The sequence below is a fragment of the Cupriavidus sp. GW823-FHT06D04 genome (assembly GCF_058795055.1).
Map to the genome: position 1 here is coordinate 172,990 of NZ_JBXAHL010000001.1, position 17,899 is coordinate 190,888.

Sequence of the window (17,899 nt, forward strand, 5' to 3'; positions counted from 1 at the left end):
CTGCGCGCTGGGCGCGGCAGCCGCTCGCGTGGCGCGCCTGGCGGCAAAGGCAATACTTTAGCGCACCTTGCCGATCAGCTCCGGGCGGTCCCCGCCGGCCAGGCGCGGCGCATCCAGGCGAACACCAGCGCGCCGAGCAGCAGCGCCGCCGCCGCGCACGCCAGTGAACTGGCGAAGCCCCCGGTGCGTGCCACCAGCGCGGTCGCCAGCGGCGGCCCGGCGATCTGGCCCAAGCCGTAGGATGCCGTCATCAGGCCCATCAGCCGCGCCGCGTGCGGCCCCCACAGGCGCCGCGCCTCGCGCATCGCAAAGGCCACCAGCGCGGTGAACGGCAGCCCCGCCAGCAGGCTGCTCAGGGCAAAGCCGGCCACGGTGGGGAACACCACCGCGATCGCCACGCCCAGCGCCTGCATGCCGTACAGCAGCGTCAGCAGCTTGCGGTTGTCGTGCGCCATGCCGACCCGCGTGGCCAGGAACGCGCCCACCGCCACGCCCGCGCCGAAGATTGGCCAGAACAGGTCGGCCCAGACCGTGCCGGGCAGCGCCTCGCGCGCAATCACCGGCAGGAAGGTCGCGGTGATGATGTAGCCGAAGCCGGCCAGGCCGTAGGCAAAGGTCAGCGCCCAGGTCTGGGCATCGAGCCGCGCGGCGGCGGTATCGGCTGCCGCCTGGGACGGTGCAGCCGCTGCCGCCACCGCAGGCTCCGCGACGAAGATCCGCCAGACCGCCGCCACCAGCACCACCGCCAGCGCCGTGAAGGCGAGCCAGCCGTAGTCCGCGTTCCAGCCCGCGCCCACCATGCCGGATGCACCGAGCCCGGTGACGACAATGCCCAGCCCCGGCCCGCAGAAAATCAGCCCGGCGAGTTCCGGCTTGCCCAGTTCGGCCAGCCGCTGCAGGCACCAGCCCGAGGTGTAGACCAGCACCACTGCGCTGGCCACGCCTGCGGCGGCGCGCCACAGCGACCAGGCCGGCATGCCGCCCGGCAGGGCCATGCCCAGCGTCAGCAGCACCGTTGCGACCAGGCCCCAGCGCACCATGCGCACCGCGTCGGGCCGGATGAACATGCACACGGCGGCGCCGGCGAAGTAGCCAATGTAGTTGACCGTGGCCAGCCAGCCGCCCTGATGCAGCGTGACGGTGCCGTCATGCAGCATCATCGGCAGCAGCGGCGTGAAGGCAAAGCGGCCGATGCCCATCACCACCGCCAGCGACACCAAGCCGGCCATGGCTACCGCCACCGCGCCGGCTTCGCGCCGTGCCGACGCCCGGGTGGCCAGGCGCGCAGCGGCGGGGTGTTCAGGGTCGAGGCTGTGGGGGTTCGGCATGGCTGGGGCTGGCGGGGGCAGCGGTTGCATTGCGATGCCTGTATGCTACGCTGGCTTTATCATCCCCAAAAATGAATTATCAAGATGCCATGCATCTTGATAAGAGATGGATAGCCTCAGGAGTCCCGCATGGACCTTGCCGCCCTCGAAATCTTCCGCGCCGTCGTCGAAGCCGGCGGCATCACCCGTGCGGCCGAGCGGCTGCACCGGGTGCAGTCCAATGTCACCACGCGCATCCGCCAGCTGGAGCAATCGCTTGGGGTCGACCTGTTCGTGCGCGACGGCCGGCGCATGGTGCTGACGCCATCTGGGCAGACCCTGTTCGACTATGCCTGCCGCATCCTCAGCATGACCGAAGAGGCACGCCAGGCCGTGCTGCCGGCGCGGCCGCACGGCCGGCTGCGCATTGCCTCGATGGAGAGCACCGCCGCCAGCCGCCTGCCCAATGTGCTGGCCGCGTACCACCAGGCCTGGCCCGACGTGCAGCTGGAGCTGGTGACGCTGGCCACGCGCCAGGCGCTGGATGCGCTGGCACGCTTCGAGGTGGAATGCGCCTTTGTCGCCGAGCCACTGACCGACCCGGGGCTGAGCGCGGTCCCGGTGTTCGAGGAAGAGCTGGTGGTGATCACGCGCGATCGCCATCGCCCGGTACACACCGCGGCCGACCTGGAGGTGCCGACGCTGCTGGCGTTCGAGCCCGGCTGCAACTACCGCGCCCGGCTGGAGAACTGGTATGTGATCGGCGATGCGCCGACGCCGCGCGTGCTGCAACTGAGCTCGTACCATGCCATCGTCGCCTGCGTGGCAGCCGGCATCGGTGCGGCGATCGTGCCCCGCTCGGTGCTGGGGCTGTACCGCGACCTGCCCGCCATCCGCCAGCACAGCCTGGGCGCGGCCGGCCGCGTGCGCACGCTGCTGGCCTGGCATCCGTCCATGGCCAGCGCGGCCCTGCATGCGCTGATCGACACCCTCACCACCGAATCACCCGGCCCCTCGGCCAGGCCCGACCTGGCGGCGGCCTGAGCGCCTGGCGCGGGGGCCCGAGGCAGCCCGCGTGCAAGATGTGCCCGGTGGCCTACACTTGAAGTGGCGCCATCACGGCACCTCGCGTGCCCCGCCCCCCTCATGAAACCTGCCACCGCGCTGCTGCGGGTCCTTCGGCCGATGTCCGGCCGGCTGCTGGCCGGCCTGGCCATGGTGTGCGCCGCGCTCGCCGCCCTCGCCGGTCCAGGCGCCCGTGCGGGACCGCCCTCCGGCGCCTCGGCGCCCGCCGCCACGGTCACGACCACGGCAACCGCGCCGGTCTACGTGATTCCGCTCAAGGGTGCGGTCAGCCCCGCCAGCGCCAGCTTTATCCTGCGCAGCATGGAACGCGCGCGCGCGGGCGGCGCTCAGCTGGTGGTGCTGGAAATGGACACCCCGGGCGGGCTGGACGCGTCGATGCGCGAGATCATCCAGGCCATCCTGGCCTCGCCGGTGCCGGTGGCCAGCTATGTCTATCCCGGCGGCGCGCGCGCGGCCAGCGCCGGCACCTACATCCTCTACGCCAGCCATATCGCGGCGATGGCGCCGGGCACCAACCTGGGCGCGGCCACCCCGGTGCAGGTCGGCATTGGCGGGCCGCAGAAGCCCGAGGCCCTGCCTGGCGCCAAGCCCGCCTCGGCCCCCGCCAGCGAGCCCGCAGCGGGCGACACCATGGCGCGCAAGCAGATGCACGACGCCTCGGCCTATATCCGCGGCCTGGCGCAGCTGCGCGGACGCAACGCTGAATGGGCTGAGCGCGCCGTGCGCGAGTCGGTCAGCCTGTCCGCTGACGAGGCCCTGGCCCAGCGCGTGGTCGACCTGGTCGCCCCCGACCTGCCCGCGCTGTTGCGCCAGGTTGAAGGCCGCACGATCACCGCTGCCGGCGGCAAGGCCAGCGTGCTGCGCACTGCCAATGCGCCGGTGGTGACGCTGGAACCCGACTGGCGCAACCGCTTCCTGGCCGTGATCACCGAGCCCAGCGTGGCGCTGCTGCTGATGATGATCGGCATCTACGGCCTGATCTTCGAGTTCTCCACGCCGGGCATGGTGGTGCCCGGCGTGGCCGGTGCGATCTGCCTGCTGGTGGCGCTGTTCGCGCTGCATATGCTGCCCGTGAACTACGCCGGGCTGGCGCTGGTGGCGCTGGGCATCGGCTGCATGGTGGCGGAGCTGTTCCTGCCGACTTTCGGCGCATTGGGCGTGGGCGGCATCATCGCCTTCGCCTTTGGCGCGGTGATGCTGATCGAAACCGACGTGCCGGGCTTCGGCGTGCCGCTGCCGATGGTGGCGGCCATGTCGGCATTGTCCGCGATCTTTGTGTTTGGCATGTCGGCGATGCTGGTGCGCGCGCGCAAGCGCCCGGTGGTCAGCGGCGCCGAGGCGCTGGTCGGCATGCGGGGCGAAGTGCTGGACGACCTGCGCGAAGAAGGCTGGGCCTCGGTGCGCGGCGAGACCTGGCGCGTGCACAGCGCCAGCCCTTTGCCGCGCGGCACGCCGGTGGTTGTCACCGCGCGCAACGGCCTGGTGCTTGAAGTCATCGCGGCCGGCAACGCCCCCCTTGCTCCGCCCCCCCCATCCCAAACGACGCCAGACAAGGGAGCCTGACCATGGCCTACGGATTCAGCTTCGGCGGTGTGATCTTCCTGCTGGCACTGCTGGTGATCACCTCGTTCCGCGTGCTGCGCGAATACGAACGCGGCGTGGTGTTCATGCTCGGACGCTTCTGGCGGGTCAAGGGCCCGGGCCTGGTGCTGCTGATCCCCGCCGTGCAGCAGATGGTCAGGGTGGATCTGCGCACGGTGGTGATGGACGTGCCGCCGCAGGACGTGATTTCGCGCGACAACGTCTCGGTGAAGGTCAATGCGGTGGTGTACTTCCGCGTGGTCGATCCGGAGCGCGCCATCATCCAGGTGGCGAACTTCCTGGAAGCCACCAGCCAACTGGCGCAGACCACGCTGCGCTCGGTGCTGGGCAAGCACGAACTGGACGAGATGCTGGCGGAGCGCGAGAAGCTGAATCTGGACATCCAGCAGGCGCTGGACGCCCAGACCGACGGCTGGGGCATCAAGGTCTCGAACGTCGAGATCAAGCATGTCGACCTGAACGAAACCATGATCCGCGCGATTGCGCGGCAGGCCGAGGCCGAACGCGAGCGGCGCGCCAAGGTGATCCATGCCGAGGGCGAACTGCAGGCTTCGGTGAAGCTGCTTGAAGCGGCCCAGATGCTGGCGCGCGAACCGCAGGCCATGCAACTGCGCTACCTGCAGACGCTGACACAGATTGCCGGGGACAAGAGCTCTACCATCGTCTTCCCGCTGCCGATCGACATTCTCAACCGGCTCGCCGGCAAGCCGCCCGGCGACGAGCGCCCATAGAAAATGGCGCCGAAGCGCCATTAGCAGTTGCCGGGCCTGAGAGGGTCGCCCCCCTCAGCCAGTCAGATCTTGCCCGCCACCCACTCGCTGACACCTGCCAGCGCCTGCGGCAGCTTGGCCGGCTCGGTGCCGCCAGCCTGTGCCATGTCGGGACGGCCACCACCCTTGCCGCCCACCTGCTGGGCGACAAAGTTGACCAGCTCGCCAGCCTTGACCTTGCCCGTGGCATCGGCCGTGACGCCAGCGATCAGGCTGACCTTGCCGTCGGACACCGCACCCAGCACAATGGCCGCGCTCTGCAGCTTGTCCTTGAGCTTGTCCATGGTCTCGCGCAGGGTCTTGACGTCGGCGCCGTCCAGTTGCGCGGCCAGCACCTTCAGGCCCTTGATGTCGACCGCCTGCGCGGCCAGCTCGTCGCCCTGCGAGGCGGCCAGCTTGCTCTTCAGGCGTTCCAGCTCCTTCTCCAGCGCGCGCACCTGGTCCTGCACCTGGCCGATGCGCGGCACCAGCTCGGACGGCTGGGCCTTCAGCACGGCGGCGGCTTCGTTCAGCCTGGCATCCAGGCCCTGCAGGTAGTGCAGCGCGTTGTCGCCGGTAATGGCTTCGACGCGGCGGATGCCGGCGGCAACGCCGCCTTCCACCACGATCTTGAACAGGCCGATATCGCCGGTGCGGTGCACGTGGGTGCCGCCGCACAGTTCCTTCGAGGTGCCGATCGACAGCACGCGCACGTCGTCGGCATACTTCTCGCCGAACAGTGCCATCGCGCCGCTCTTGACCGCGTCGTCGAACGGCATGATCTCGGCGTGCGTGTCGTCGTTGCGCAGGATCTCGGCGTTGACAATCTCTTCCACGCGGCGGATCTGCTCGTCGGTCAGCGCCGCGTTGTGTGAGAAGTCGAAGCGGGTCTTGTCCGCATCCACCAGCGAGCCCTTCTGCTGCACGTGGCTGCCCAGCACTTCACGCAGGGCCTTGTGCATCAGGTGGGTGGCCGAGTGGTTGCGCACGGTGCGCGCACGGCGCTGCGCGTCGACCTGGGCCGACACGGCGTCGCCCACCTTGAGCGCGCCGCTTTGCAGCGTGCCCTGGTGGCCAAACACGTCGGCCTGGATCTTGGTCGTGTCAGCCACGGTGAAGACAGCATTGCCTGCCTTCAGCACGCCCTGGTCACCGGCCTGGCCGCCGGATTCGGCGTAGAACGGGGTGTTGTCGAGCACTACCACGCCAGTCTGGCCCGGCTGCATGGCGTCGACCGCGGCGCCGTCCACATATAGCGCGGTGACCTTGGCCTGCGGCAGTTCCAGCTTCTCGTAGCCGTGGAACACGGTCTTGTCGCCGGCGTACTCCAGGCCGGCGGCCATCTTGAACTTGCCGGCGGCGCGCGCCTGCTCGCGCTGGCGGTTCATGGCCGCGTCGAAGGCGGCCTCGTCCACGCCGATTTCCTGCTCGCGGCACACGTCCTGCGTCAGGTCCAGCGGGAAGCCGAAGGTGTCGTGCAGCTTGAATGCGAGTTCGCCGTCCAGCGTCTTGCCACCCTTGAGCTTCAGGTCGGCCAGCGCGGCGTCCAGGATCGACATGCCGTTCTCGATGGTCTCGAAGAAGCGCTCTTCCTCGGCCTTCAGCACTTCGGTCACGCGCGACTGCGCCTCGGCCAGCTCGGGATAGGCCTGGCCCATCTGCTCGACCAGATCGGCCACCATCTTGTGGAAGAACGGGGTCTTCTGGCCCAGCTTGTAGCCGTGGCGGATGGCGCGGCGGATGATCCGGCGCAGCACGTAGCCGCGGCCTTCGTTGCCGGGGATCACGCCATCGACGATCAGGAACGAGCACGCGCGGATATGGTCGGCAATGACCTTGAGCGAGTTCTGGTTCAGGTTGTCGATATGCGTTTCACGCGCGGCGGCCTTGATCAGTGCCTGGAACAGGTCGATCTCATAGTTGCTGTGCACGTGCTGCAGCACCGCGGCAATGCGCTCCAGGCCCATGCCGGTGTCCACGCACGGCTTGGGCAATGGCGTCATGTTGCCCTGCTCGTCACGGTTGAACTGCATGAACACCAGGTTCCAGACCTCGATGTAGCGGTCGCCGTCTTCCTCGGGCGATCCGGGGGGGCCGCCCCACACGTCCGGGCCGTGGTCGTAGAAGATCTCCGAGCACGGGCCGCACGGGCCGGTGTCGGCCATCTGCCAGAAATTGTCCGACGCGTAGCGCGCGCCTTTGTTGTCGCCGATGCGCACGATGCGCTCGGCCGGCACGCCCACTTCCTTGGCCCAGATGTCGTAGGCCTCGTCGTCTTCCGCGTAGACCGTCACCCACAGCTTTTCAGCCGGCAGCTGGTAGGTCTTGGTCAGCAGTTCCCACGCGTACAGGATGGCATCGCGCTTGAAGTAGTCGCCAAACGAGAAGTTGCCCAGCATCTCGAAGAACGTATGGTGGCGCGCGGTGTAGCCCACGTTCTCCAGGTCATTGTGCTTGCCGCCGGCGCGCACCGAGCGCTGCGCCGACGTGGCGCGGGTGTACGGGCGCTTGTCGGTGCCCAGGAACACGTCCTTGAACTGCACCATGCCGGAGTTGGTGAACAGCAGCGTCGGGTCGTTCGCCGGCACCAGGCTGGACGAGCGGACCACGGTATGGCCCTTCGATTCGAAGAACTGCAGGAACTTGCTGCGAATGTCTGAGACTTTCATGGGATGGCGGACGCTTGCCCTGGCGTGGCCGGGCGCGACGAATCAGTATGGGATTTGCAAACCGTTGATTATACGGGCAAGGCAGCCTGCCGGGCACGCCAGGCATGGCGCCGCGGAGCCGGCCGGCTATCGCCCAAATCCCATCGCCGAAAGAGCCCCCTAAAGCACTCAAAGCCGCACCGGCGATTTGCCGGTGGTACAGTGCAGCCAACCCGCGCCGGCCTCTGTTTGCAGGGGCGCGCCGACCTCGCGCTGTTCCGACCGATCCCCCGCCTTACCCACTGCACTGACTACCGCCATGGGAGCTTTAAGCCATCTCCGCGTCCTCGACCTGACCCGCGTTCTCGCCGGGCCGTGGTGCGCCCAGAACCTTGCCGATTTCGGCGCCGACGTGATCAAGATCGAGCGCCCCGGCGCCGGCGACGACACCCGCACCTGGGGCCCGCCCTGGCTCAAGGACGAGGACGGCCGCGACACCGCCGAAGCCGCCTACTACCTGGCCGCCAACCGCAACAAGCGCTCGGTGACCTGTGACATCAGCACGCCGGAAGGCCAGCAGATCGTGCGCGAGCTGGCGGCGCAGAGCGATGTGGTGCTGGAGAACTACAAGGTCGGCCAGCTCAGGAAGTACGGCCTGGACTACGAGACGCTCAGGCAGGTCAAACCCGACCTGATCTACTGCTCGGTCACCGGCTTCGGCCAGACCGGCCCGTACGCCGCACGCCCCGGCTACGACTTCATCATCCAGGGCATGGGCGGCTTCATGAGCCTGACCGGCGAGCGCGACGACCTGCCTGGCGGCGGCCCGCAGAAGGCCGGCGTGGCCATTTCCGACCTGATGACCGGCCAGTACGCCACCATCGCCGTGCTGGCGGCGCTGGCGCACCGCGACCGCACCGGCGAGGGCCAGTACATCGACATGGCGCTGCTGGACGTGCAGGTGGCGATGCTGGCCAACATGAACACCAACTACCTGGCCAGCGGCGAGGCGCCGCGCCGCTGGGGCAATGCGCACCCCAATATCGTCCCCTACCAGACCTTCCAGGCCGCCGATGGCTGGATCATCGTGGCGGTGGGCAACGACGGGCAGTTCCGCAAGTTCGTCACCGACGGCGGCAAGCCCGAGCTGGCCGACGACCCGCGCTTTGCCACCAACCCGCAGCGCGTGGCCAACCGCGACGTGCTGGTGCCAATCCTGGCCGAGATGGTGCGCCCGCGCACCCGCGCCCAATGGATCCGCGACCTGGAGGCCGCCGGCGTGCCGTGCGGCCCGATCAACACCCTCGACGACGTGTTCGAGGACGACCAGGTCAAGGCGCGCGGCCTGCGCGTGGACCTGCCCCACCCCAGCGCCGGCGAGGTCAAGCTGGTGGGCAGCCCGATCAAGATGAGCGCCACGCCGCCGCAGGCGCTGCGCCACCCGCCGCTGCTGGGCGAGCACACCGACACGGTGCTGGCCGACACGCTGGGCTACAGCCCTGAGCAGATCGAAGCACTGCGTGCAAAGGGTGTGCTGTAAGATTCTCCTCCTGCCGGCGGCCGGCCCTGGTGTCCTGGCCTGCCGCCGGTGCCTTCCCGAAGCAGTTCAGTCCCCACTGAAGCAAAGGCAAAGGAGAACCCATGCTGACCGACGCCATACTGGCTTTCCTGCATTTCCTTGCGATCTTCGTCCTGATCACCCTGATGGCTGCCGAGGCGGTGGTGTTGCGCCCGGAAATCACGCCAGCCGCGGTGCGGCGCCTGTCGCTGTACGACCTGTTCTATTTCCTGTCGGCGATGGTGGTGCTGGGCACCGGCCTGCTGCGCCTGTTCTACGGCGCCAAGGGCGTTGACTTCTACCTGCACAACCCGTGGTTCCACGCCAAGCTGGGTGTGTTCGTGCTGATCGCGCTGTGCTCGCTGCCGCCGACCTTTGCCATCGCGCGCTGGCGCAAGCAGGCGCGCCGGCTGCTGGATTACGTGCCGCCGCCGTCCGAGCTGAAGGCCGCCCGCCGCTGGGTGATGATCGAAGCCCACCTGCTGATCCTGCTGCCGCTGTGCGCGGTCATGATGGCGCGGGGCATCGGCGCCAGATAAATATTCCAATCCCCCTGAAGTCCGAGACATGCTGAAGAAACTGCTTGCCGCCGCGCTGACCGCGGCCCTGCTGCCCGCCGCCGCCGTGGCGGCCACCAATGCCTACCCGACCAAGCCGGTCCGCTTCGTGGTGCCCTACCCCGCCGGCGGCCCGCTCGACACCGTCGCGCGCGCCATCGGCGAGAAGCTGCGCGACAGCCTGGGCCAGCCGGTGGTGGTCGAGAACAAGCCCGGCGCGGGCGGCAACCTGGGCGCGGACTACGTCGCCAAGCAGCCGGCCGACGGCTACACCATCGTCATGGGCGCGGTGGCCACGCACGCCATCAACCCGACGCTGTTCAGCAAGATGCCGTACGACCCCGTCAAGGACTTCGCGCCGATCACGCTGGTGGCCGACGTGCCTAACGTGCTGGTGATGCACCCGGGCAAGGCCGCCGAGCTGCACATCAACAACCTGCGCGACCTGGTCGCGTACGCGCGCAAGAACCCGGGCAAGCTGGACTACGCCTCGGGCGGCAACGGCAGCGCCGGCCACCTGTCGGGCGAGCTGTTCAAGAGCATGGCGAAGATCAGCATGGTCCATATCCCGTACAACGGCGCGTCGCCGGCGCAGCTGTCGGTGCTGTCGGGCCAGACCGACCTGATCTTCGACAACCTGGCTTCGGCCTCGGCCAATATCAAGGCGGGCAAGCTGAAGGCCTTTGCGGTCACCACTGCCAGCCGCGCCGCGGCCTTCCCGGAACTGCCGACCATTGCGGAAGCCGGCAAGGGGCTGGGCCTGGAAGGCTTCGACATCTCGACGTGGTTCGGCGTGTTCGCGCCGGCCAACACCCCGCGCGAGATCGTCGAGCGGCTTAACCATGAGATCGTGGCAATCCTGAAGACCGACGAGATGAAGGCACGCCTGGCCCGCATCGGCGCACAGCCGGCACCGACCACACCCGAGCAGTTCGCGGCGCTGATCCAGCGCGAACTGAAGAAATACGCGCAGATCGTGAAGGTGTCCGGGGCGAAGGTGGACTAGCGAAAAAGGCGGCCATGGCCGCCTTTCTTGTTCCTACTCCGCTTCGGCGCCCTCGCCACTGCGCGCGCCGCCATCCTTTTTCCGCCGCGGCCATAGCCGCCCGCCCGAATCCCCCTCCAGCCGCGGCAGCAACAGCCCCACCTGCAGGATTTGCGCGCCCTCCATGCGCGTCACCGTCAGCGGCAGGCCGGCGATCTCGACGCTGTCGCCCTCCACCGGCGGCGAGGTGAACGCTCGTAGCATGGCAGCCTCCAGCGTCAGCGGCGCTTCTTGCGGCGTCAGCGCGCGCGTGCCGTACAGCACCGCCACATCGCGCAGCAGCGCATCGCCCGACAACAGGAAATCATGCGAGGCCTGCTCCCAGGTGGGCGCGCGGCCCAGCGCCTGGAACAGCGCCGACAGCATCGGCAGGGTCGTCACCGGCGCCAGCACCGAGACGCTGTCGCCGGCGCGCAGCACGGTCTGGTCCAGCGCCGCCAGCGCATCGTCGCGCGCCACCGTCAGCAGCCGGCAGCGCGGCGGCAGCTCCAGCTGGTCGGCGCGCACGTTCTCCACCGGCGCATTGGGCCCCACCTCGAACTGCATCACCTCCAGGATCGGCGCGCGCGTGCCGCGCAGGCGCGAACGCGCCAGCGGCTCGGGGTAGCCGGGGCGCCGCACCCGCGCCAGGCGCGCGGCCACCGACACCGTGGTGCCCTGGAACAGCAGGCTGGCCAGCACCACGGCAAAGGCGATGCGGAACAGCAGCCCCGCTTGCGGCACCTCGCGCAGCAGCGGAAACAGCGCCAGTACGATCGGCACCGCGCCGCGCAGGCCCATCCAGGCGATAAAGCCGGTCTCGCGCGCATTGAAGCGGAACGGCAGCAGCGCCAGCCACACCGCCACCGGCCGCGCCACCAGCATCAGGAAGGCCGCCACGGCCACGGCCGGGCCGGCCACCTCCCAGATCCGGTGCGGCGCCACCAGCAGGCCCAGCAGCAGGAACATGGCCGACTGCGCCAGCCAGGCCATGCCGTCCATGGCGCGCATGGTGTCCGACGTCACCGCGCGCTCGCGGTTGCCGATCAGCATGCCGGTCAGGTACACCGCCAGGAAACCGCTGCCGCCGGCGCTCTGCACGAGCGCGAACACCATCGCGCCGCCCGAGCACAGCAGGATCGCCTGCAGCCCTTCGGCCACGCGGATGCGCTCCAGCACGCGGGCCAGGCAATAGCCGAGCGCCAGGCCGAGCAGCCCGCCCACGCCGAACTGCACCAGCAGCCGCGTGACCAGGCCCAGCGGCGTCAGACCGTCAGGCGCGGTCAGCCATTCGATCAGTGTCAGGGTCAGGAAGATCGCCATCGGGTCGTTGATGCCCGACTCGATCTCGAGCACGCTCGCCACCCGGTCCTTCAGCCGGATGCCGCTGCTATTGAGCATCGAGAACACCGCGGCCGCGTCGGTCGAGCCGACGATGGCGCCAAGCAGCAGCCCGAGCCGCCAGTCGATGCCCAGCAGCCACGCGGCGAACACGCCGACCAGCGCTGCCGTCACCAGCACCCCCACGGTCGCCAGCGACAGCGAAGGCTTCAGCGCCACCCTGAAGGTGGCAAAGCGCGTGCGCAGCCCGCCATCGAGCAGGATCACCGCCAGCGCCAGGTTGCCGACCAGGAAGCTGAGCCAGGTGTCGGAGAAGCGGATGCCGCCCGGGCCGTCCACGCCGGCCAGCATGCCCACGGCCAGGAAGACCAGCAGGAACGGCACGCCCAGGCGTGCCGAAAAGGCGCCCAGCACGATGCCCAGCGACATCACGACGGCGCCGATCAGGATGACGTGGTCGATGCTCTCCAAACCGCTCCTTGCGTTGCATTGTGGTCCCGTTGCGGAACCTTTCAGCCAGTCTTCGGCCGTGCGGCGGAAGAACGCCCCGGATGATAGCGCAGCGGCCCCGCCACAGCCGGGCGCTTTGGCCGCCAGGCCGCCTCCAGCCTGGCTCGGCAGTGCTTTTAAGCGCTAATTCACTAGGGGATACCCTCAGCATGACCCTGTTTGCAGACATCTGAAAGGTAGCTGAAAGGTCGTCCCCTTAACTTCCACCCTGCCCGCGGGAGGGCCCCGCCCACGGCCTGCATTCATGCAGTGCAGCAAGGGACCCGCCACAGATTTCATGTGTCTTATCGAGGAGATTCACTTTGCGCATACGTAGCCAAAAGGACTTCGCCTCCGGCCTGCTGTTTATTCTGGTCGGATTCGGCTTTTCCTGGGTCGCACGCGGCTATTCCATGGGAACCGCCGCAAAAATGGGACCGGGATACTTCCCGTTCTGGCTTGGCATTGTGCTCGCCCTGCTGGGCGCGCTGGTGCTGTGGGGTTCGCTGTCTTCCAAGATGGAAGAAGACAACCTCGCCCGCTGGGACATCAAGACGCTGCTGTGGATCCTCGGTTCGGTGGTGCTGTTCGGCCTGCTGCTCAAGCCGCTGGGCATGGTGCTGTCGGTGCTGGTGCTGGTGCTGGTGTCGTCGATGGCCAGCCACGAGTTCAGCTGGAAGGGCGCCATCCTCAACTCGATCATCCTGGTGCTGATCAGCCTGGGCGCGTTCGTGTACGGCATCAACCTGCAGATGCCGGTGTGGCCGGCTTTCCTGGCAAGCTAAGGAGGCCGCCAACATGGAACTTCTCGCCAACCTGGGTCTGGGCTTTTCCACCGCCCTGACCTTCCAGAACCTCGCGTACGCCTTCCTGGGCTGCGTGCTGGGTACCCTGATCGGCGTGCTGCCGGGCCTGGGGCCGCTGGCCACCATCGCCATGCTGCTGCCGGTGACCTACACGCTGCCGCCGGTGGCCGCGCTGATCATGCTGGCCGGTATCTACTACGGCGCCCAGTACGGCGGCTCGACCACCGCCATCCTGGTGAACCTGCCTGGTGAATCGTCCTCGGTGGTGACAACCATCGATGGTTACCAGATGGCAAGACGAGGGCGAGCGGGGGTGGCGCTAGCGACAGCGGGCCTAGGCTCGTTCTTCGCCGGCTGCGTGGCCACCCTGATCCTCGCCGCCTTTGCCGCGCCGCTGTCGGAACTGGCCTTCAAGTTCGGCCCCGCCGAATACTTCTCGCTGATGGTGCTGGGCCTGATCGGCGCCGTGGTGCTGGCTTCGGGTTCGCTGGTCAAGGCCATCGCCATGATCGTGCTGGGCCTGCTGCTGGGCCTGGTCGGTACCGACGTGAACTCGGGCGCCGCGCGCTTCTCGTTCGACGTGCCTGAACTGACCGACGGCCTGAACTTCGTCTCGGTGGCAATGGGTGTGTTCGGCTTCGCGGAAATCATCGCGAACCTGGAGCAGAAGGAACATCGCGAAACCTTCACCGACCACATCACCAACCTGTTCCCGACCAAGGAAGACTTCAAGCGCATGATCCCGGCCGTGCTGCGCGGCACGATACTGGGTTCGGCACTGGGTATCCTGCCCGGCGGCGGTGCGGCGCTCGCTTCGTTTGCAGCCTACTCGCTGGAAAAGAAGACCTCGAAGTACTCGCATGAATTCGGCAAGGGTGCGATCGAAGGCGTGGCGGGTCCGGAATCGGCCAACAACGCCGCGGCACAGACTTCGTTCATCCCGCTGCTGACGCTGGGCATTCCGCCCAATGCCGTGATGGCGCTGATGGTCGGTGCGATGACCATCCACAACATCCAGCCCGGTCCGCAGGTGATGACCAGCAACCCGGCGCTGTTCTGGGGCCTGATCGCTTCGATGTGGATCGGCAACTTCATGCTGATCGTGCTGAACCTGCCGCTGATCGGCATCTGGGTAAAGCTGCTGAAGGTGCCTTACCGCTACCTGTACCCGGCCATCCTGACGTTCTGCTGCATCGGCGTGTACTCGGTCCAGAACACCACCTTCGACGTGTTCCAGACCGCGGCCTTCGGCGTGATCGGCTACCTGTTCATCAAGCTCAAGTGCGAACCCGCGCCGCTGCTGCTCGGCTTCGTGCTGGGGCCGATGATGGAAGAGAACTTCCGCCGTTCGCTGCTGCTGTCGCGCGGTGACTTCAGCGTGTTCGTGACCCGTCCGCTGTCGCTTGGTCTGCTGATCGCGGCTGCGGTGCTGGTGCTGGTCGTGGCAATGCCGTCGATCAAGTCCAAGCGCGAGGAAGCGTTCCAGGAAGAATAAGCAGGGAATATCGTCGGCCCCAGGGCTGGCGGCACAACACACTAAGGGCACCGCAAGGTGCCCTTTTTTTGTGCTTGCCGACTACGTTATGGCTGGTTCCGCCCCACCGCCACCCGCCCCCCGACAACCTATATTGATAGGACTCGGACAACGGTCGCGCTGCGCGCGTCGGAGGTTGAAATCATGACCATGTCTACCACGCTGGCGAGATGCCTGAGCAAGAAGCAGAGCCAGTTCGACACCGTTCGGCACCCCTACAGCCTCAGCAGCATGGCCACTGCGCAGGCCGCACACATTCCCGGAGACCGATTGGCCAAGACCGTCCTGCTGGAAGACGGCAGCGGCTACGTCGCAGTCGTGATTCCTTCGACTCACCACCTGAAACTGTCGGAGATCTGCGAGCAGACCGGCCGCAAGCTGTCGCTGGCGCATGAGGATGGCGTGCGCGAAGTGTTCCGCGACTGCGACCACGGCGCGATCCCGCCGGTTGGCATGGCGTACGGCACGCAGACCTGGCTCGACGACAGCCTGCTGACGCACCCCGACGTCTACTTCGAGGCGGGCGACCACCAGGAACTGGTGCACATGAGCACCGGGCAGTTCCTCGACCTGATGGCCGACGCGCGGCGCGGGCATTTTGCGCACAGGATGATGTAGACCGGGCATGCCTTGGCAGGCCACGCGGCCGGCGCTTGCCGGCCGCTTTTCTTTGCGTTGGCAATCGCTTCGCCAAGCCGCTCACGCGCGGATGGCAAAAAGCTGCCGCCGCCGGCCACGCTGACCGGCGAAGAATCTTCGCTCACCTCGCGGACCCGGCCCCGTCAGGGCAATGACAGCCCTGACGGGACCCGGCGACCGCTCAAGCGACGTCGAACCGGTCGAGGTTCATCACCTTGACCCAAGCGGCGACGAAGTCCCGGACAAACTTCTCCTGCGCGTCCTCGCTTGCGTAGACCTCGCAAAGCGCCCGCAACTGGGCATGCGAACCGAACACCAGATCGACCCGGGTACCGGTCCACTTCTTCGCACCGGTCTTGCGGTCAAGCCCCTCGAACACGTCGCGGGCTTCCGACAGCGGCTTCCATTCCGTGCGCATGTCGAGCAGGTTGCGGAAGAAGTCGTTGGTCAGCGTTTCCGGCCGGTCGGTGAAGACGCCATGCGCATCCTGCCCGGTATGGACGTTCAGCACGCGCAGCCCGCCGATCAGCACCGTCATCTCGGGCGCGGTCAGGGTCAGCAATTGCGCCTTGTCGATCAGCAGCGCCTCCGCCGGGATGCTGTACTTCTGCTTGAGGAAGTTGCGGAAGCCGTCTGCCTTCGGCTCGAGCGCACCGACCGATTGCACGTCGGTCTGTTCCTGCGAGGCGTCCATGCGGCCCGGCGTGAATGGTACGGTCACGCGATGGCCGGCCTTCTGCGCCGCCTGCTCGATCCCGGCACCGCCGGCCAGCACGATCAGGTCGGCGAGCGAAATTTTCTTGCCGCCGGACTGCGCACCATTGAACTCAGCCTGGATCCCTTCGAGCACCTTCAGCACCTTGGCCAGCTTCTCGGGTTCGTTGGCTGCCCAGTCCTTCTGCGGCGCCAGGCGGATGCGCGCCCCATTGGCGCCACCACGCTTGTCCGAACCGCGGAAGCTGGAGGCCGAGGCCCAGGCGGTCTGCACCAGTTGCGAGACCGGCAGCCCCGACGCCAAGATCTTCTGCTTGAGCGCGGCGATGTCCTGCTCGTTGACCAGCGGATGGTCGACCGCCGGGATGGGATCCTGCCAGATCAGCTCTTCGGCCGGCACTTCCGGGCCGAGGTAGCGGGCGCGTGGGCCCATGTCGCGGTGGGTCAGCTTGAACCAGGCGCGGGCAAAGGCATCGGCGAGCTGGTCAGGATTCTCCAGGAAGCGCCGCGAGATCTTCTCGTAAACCGGGTCCAGACGCAGCGAAAGATCCGTGGTCAGCATCGTTGGCCGCAGCTTCTTCGACGGATCGTAAGCGTGCGGAATGGTTTCCCCGCCATCCTTGGCCACCCACTGGTTGGCACCGGCGGGACTCTTGGTCAGCTCCCATTCGTGGCCGAACAGATTCTCCAGATAGCTGTTGCCCCACTTTGTCGGCGTATTGCTCCAGGTCACCTCCAGCCCACTGGTGATGGTGTCGACGCCCTTGCCGGTGCCAAAGGTGCTTGACCATCCCAGGCCCTGGTTTTCAAGGTCGGCGCCCTCGGGCTCGGCCCCGATGTTGTCCCCGGCGGGACCGGCACCGTGCGTCTTGCCGAAGGCATGCCCGCCGGCAATCAGCGCGACGGTCTCCTCGTCGTCCATGGCCATGCGCGCAAAGGTTTCGCGGATATCGTGCGCCGCGGCGAGCGGGTCAGGGTTGCCTTCCGGGCCTTCCGGGTTCACATAGATCAGGCCCATCTGCACGGCGGCCAGCGGGTTCTCCAGGTTGCGTTCCTGGTCGGTGCGGCTGGCCTCGGCGCCATGCATTTCCTCGTCGGCGACGATCACGCCCTCGTCGTCGTACTTGCCGGCGGCACCCTTGCCGTAGCGAAAGTCACCGCCCAGCCAGGTCTTTTCATTGCCCCAGTACACATCCAGGTCCGGCTCCCAGGTGTCTTCGCGGCCACCGCCGAAGCCGAAGGTCTTGAAGCCCATGGTCTCGAGCGCGACGTTGCCGCTCAAGATCATCAGGTCGGCCCAGGAGATCTTCTGGCCGTACTTCTGCTTGATCGGCCATAGCAGGCGGCGCGCCTTGTCCAGGCTGACGTTGTCCGGCCAGCTGTTGATCGGCGCGAAACGCTGCTGGCCGCGCCCACCGCCGCCACGGCCATCGCCAATGCGGTACGTGCCGGCACTATGCCAGGCCATGCGGATGAGCAGCGGGCCGTAGTGGCCGAAGTCCGCCGGCCACCAGTCCTGCGATTCAGTCATCAGCGCCGCCAGGTCCTTCTTCACCGCCGCCAGGTCGAGGCTCTTGAAGGCTTGCGCATAGTTGAAGTCCGCCCCCAGCGGGTTGGACTTGCTGGAATGCTGGCTGAGCAGGTCCAGGCGCAGTTGCTTTGGCCACCAGTCGCGATTGGTCGTACCGCCGCCAGCGGTATGGGTGACGGGACACTTTGCTTCGTTTGACATGCGTTCTCTCCTTGTGGGACGTACTGAACACACCTGCAGCGATGGCGCGGGGGGTCGTTGTTGCATCAGCGATCCCGCTCCGGCGGATCTTGCGGATCCACGCCGGGAATCTC

Annotated in this window: 13 protein-coding genes; 9 read left to right on the forward strand and 4 right to left on the reverse strand. The window is 67.5% G+C overall.

What is annotated here, in order from left to right:
• Positions 1-74: 74 nt before the first annotated feature.
• The gene (locus tag AC1Q7H_RS00835; RefSeq protein ID WP_013957554.1) at positions 75-1,328 is read right to left on the reverse strand and encodes a YbfB/YjiJ family MFS transporter; all 1,254 of its coding nucleotides are present in this window, start codon (positions 1,326-1,328) and stop codon (positions 75-77) included.
• A gap of 129 nt (positions 1,329-1,457) precedes the next feature.
• Here AC1Q7H_RS00835 and AC1Q7H_RS00840 point away from each other — a divergent pair, with 129 nt between their 5' ends.
• From AC1Q7H_RS00840 to AC1Q7H_RS00850, 3 genes are all read left to right on the forward strand, one after another.
• Entirely contained in the window at positions 1,458-2,351 is an 894-nt protein-coding gene (locus AC1Q7H_RS00840) for a LysR family transcriptional regulator (protein WP_211980038.1), read from the forward strand.
• 102 nt (positions 2,352-2,453) lie between these two features.
• Positions 2,454-3,956: an NfeD family protein gene (locus AC1Q7H_RS00845; protein WP_371827375.1), complete on the forward strand. Its 1,503-nt coding sequence runs from the start codon at positions 2,454-2,456 to the stop codon at positions 3,954-3,956.
• A gap of 2 nt (positions 3,957-3,958) precedes the next feature.
• Positions 3,959-4,726, forward strand: coding sequence for a slipin family protein (locus AC1Q7H_RS00850; protein ID WP_013957557.1), 768 nt, complete (start codon positions 3,959-3,961; stop codon positions 4,724-4,726).
• A 62-nt stretch (positions 4,727-4,788) separates the two neighbouring features.
• Here the strand turns inward: AC1Q7H_RS00850 and alaS are convergent, their stop codons facing one another.
• Complete coding sequence (alaS, locus tag AC1Q7H_RS00855; protein WP_492380831.1) at positions 4,789-7,413, reverse strand: alanine--tRNA ligase; 2,625 nt, start codon at positions 7,411-7,413, stop codon at positions 4,789-4,791.
• A gap of 298 nt (positions 7,414-7,711) precedes the next feature.
• On the opposite strand from alaS, the gene AC1Q7H_RS00860 reads away from it, so the two are divergent.
• The 3 genes from AC1Q7H_RS00860 to AC1Q7H_RS00870 all read left to right on the forward strand — a co-directional run bounded on the left by AC1Q7H_RS00860 (position 7,712) and on the right by AC1Q7H_RS00870 (position 10,513).
• Positions 7,712-8,932: a CaiB/BaiF CoA transferase family protein gene (locus AC1Q7H_RS00860; protein ID WP_013957559.1), complete on the forward strand. Its 1,221-nt coding sequence runs from the start codon at positions 7,712-7,714 to the stop codon at positions 8,930-8,932.
• Between the two features lie 101 nt (positions 8,933-9,033).
• Positions 9,034-9,489 (forward strand): DUF2214 family protein, encoded by a 456-nt coding sequence (locus tag AC1Q7H_RS00865; RefSeq protein WP_492380832.1) that lies wholly within the window; start codon positions 9,034-9,036, stop codon positions 9,487-9,489.
• A gap of 28 nt (positions 9,490-9,517) precedes the next feature.
• On the forward strand, positions 9,518-10,513 hold the full coding sequence (locus tag AC1Q7H_RS00870) for a tripartite tricarboxylate transporter substrate binding protein (protein WP_013957561.1): 996 nt from the start codon (positions 9,518-9,520) through the stop codon (positions 10,511-10,513).
• Positions 10,514-10,546: 33 nt separating this feature from the next.
• Here AC1Q7H_RS00870 and AC1Q7H_RS00875 read toward each other — a convergent pair whose 3' ends face one another.
• Positions 10,547-12,343 carry a potassium/proton antiporter gene (locus AC1Q7H_RS00875; RefSeq protein WP_013957562.1) on the reverse strand — a complete coding sequence of 599 codons (1,797 nt, stop codon included), beginning with the start codon at positions 12,341-12,343 and terminating at the stop codon, positions 10,547-10,549.
• Positions 12,344-12,684: 341 nt separating this feature from the next.
• On the opposite strand from AC1Q7H_RS00875, the gene AC1Q7H_RS00880 reads away from it, so the two are divergent.
• The 3 genes from AC1Q7H_RS00880 to AC1Q7H_RS00890 all read left to right on the forward strand — a co-directional run bounded on the left by AC1Q7H_RS00880 (position 12,685) and on the right by AC1Q7H_RS00890 (position 15,319).
• Positions 12,685-13,146: a tripartite tricarboxylate transporter TctB family protein gene (locus AC1Q7H_RS00880; protein ID WP_013957563.1), complete on the forward strand. Its 462-nt coding sequence runs from the start codon at positions 12,685-12,687 to the stop codon at positions 13,144-13,146.
• Between the two features lie 13 nt (positions 13,147-13,159).
• On the forward strand, positions 13,160-14,662 hold the full coding sequence (locus AC1Q7H_RS00885) for a tripartite tricarboxylate transporter permease (protein ID WP_013957564.1): 1,503 nt from the start codon (positions 13,160-13,162) through the stop codon (positions 14,660-14,662).
• Between the two features lie 183 nt (positions 14,663-14,845).
• Entirely contained in the window at positions 14,846-15,319 is a 474-nt protein-coding gene (locus tag AC1Q7H_RS00890) for an aminoacyl-tRNA deacylase (protein ID WP_013957565.1), read from the forward strand.
• Positions 15,320-15,521: 202 nt separating this feature from the next.
• Here AC1Q7H_RS00890 and katG read toward each other — a convergent pair whose 3' ends face one another.
• Complete coding sequence (gene katG / locus AC1Q7H_RS00895) at positions 15,522-17,786, reverse strand: catalase/peroxidase HPI (protein ID WP_211980042.1); 2,265 nt, start codon at positions 17,784-17,786, stop codon at positions 15,522-15,524.
• Positions 17,787-17,899: the final 113 nt, after the last annotated feature.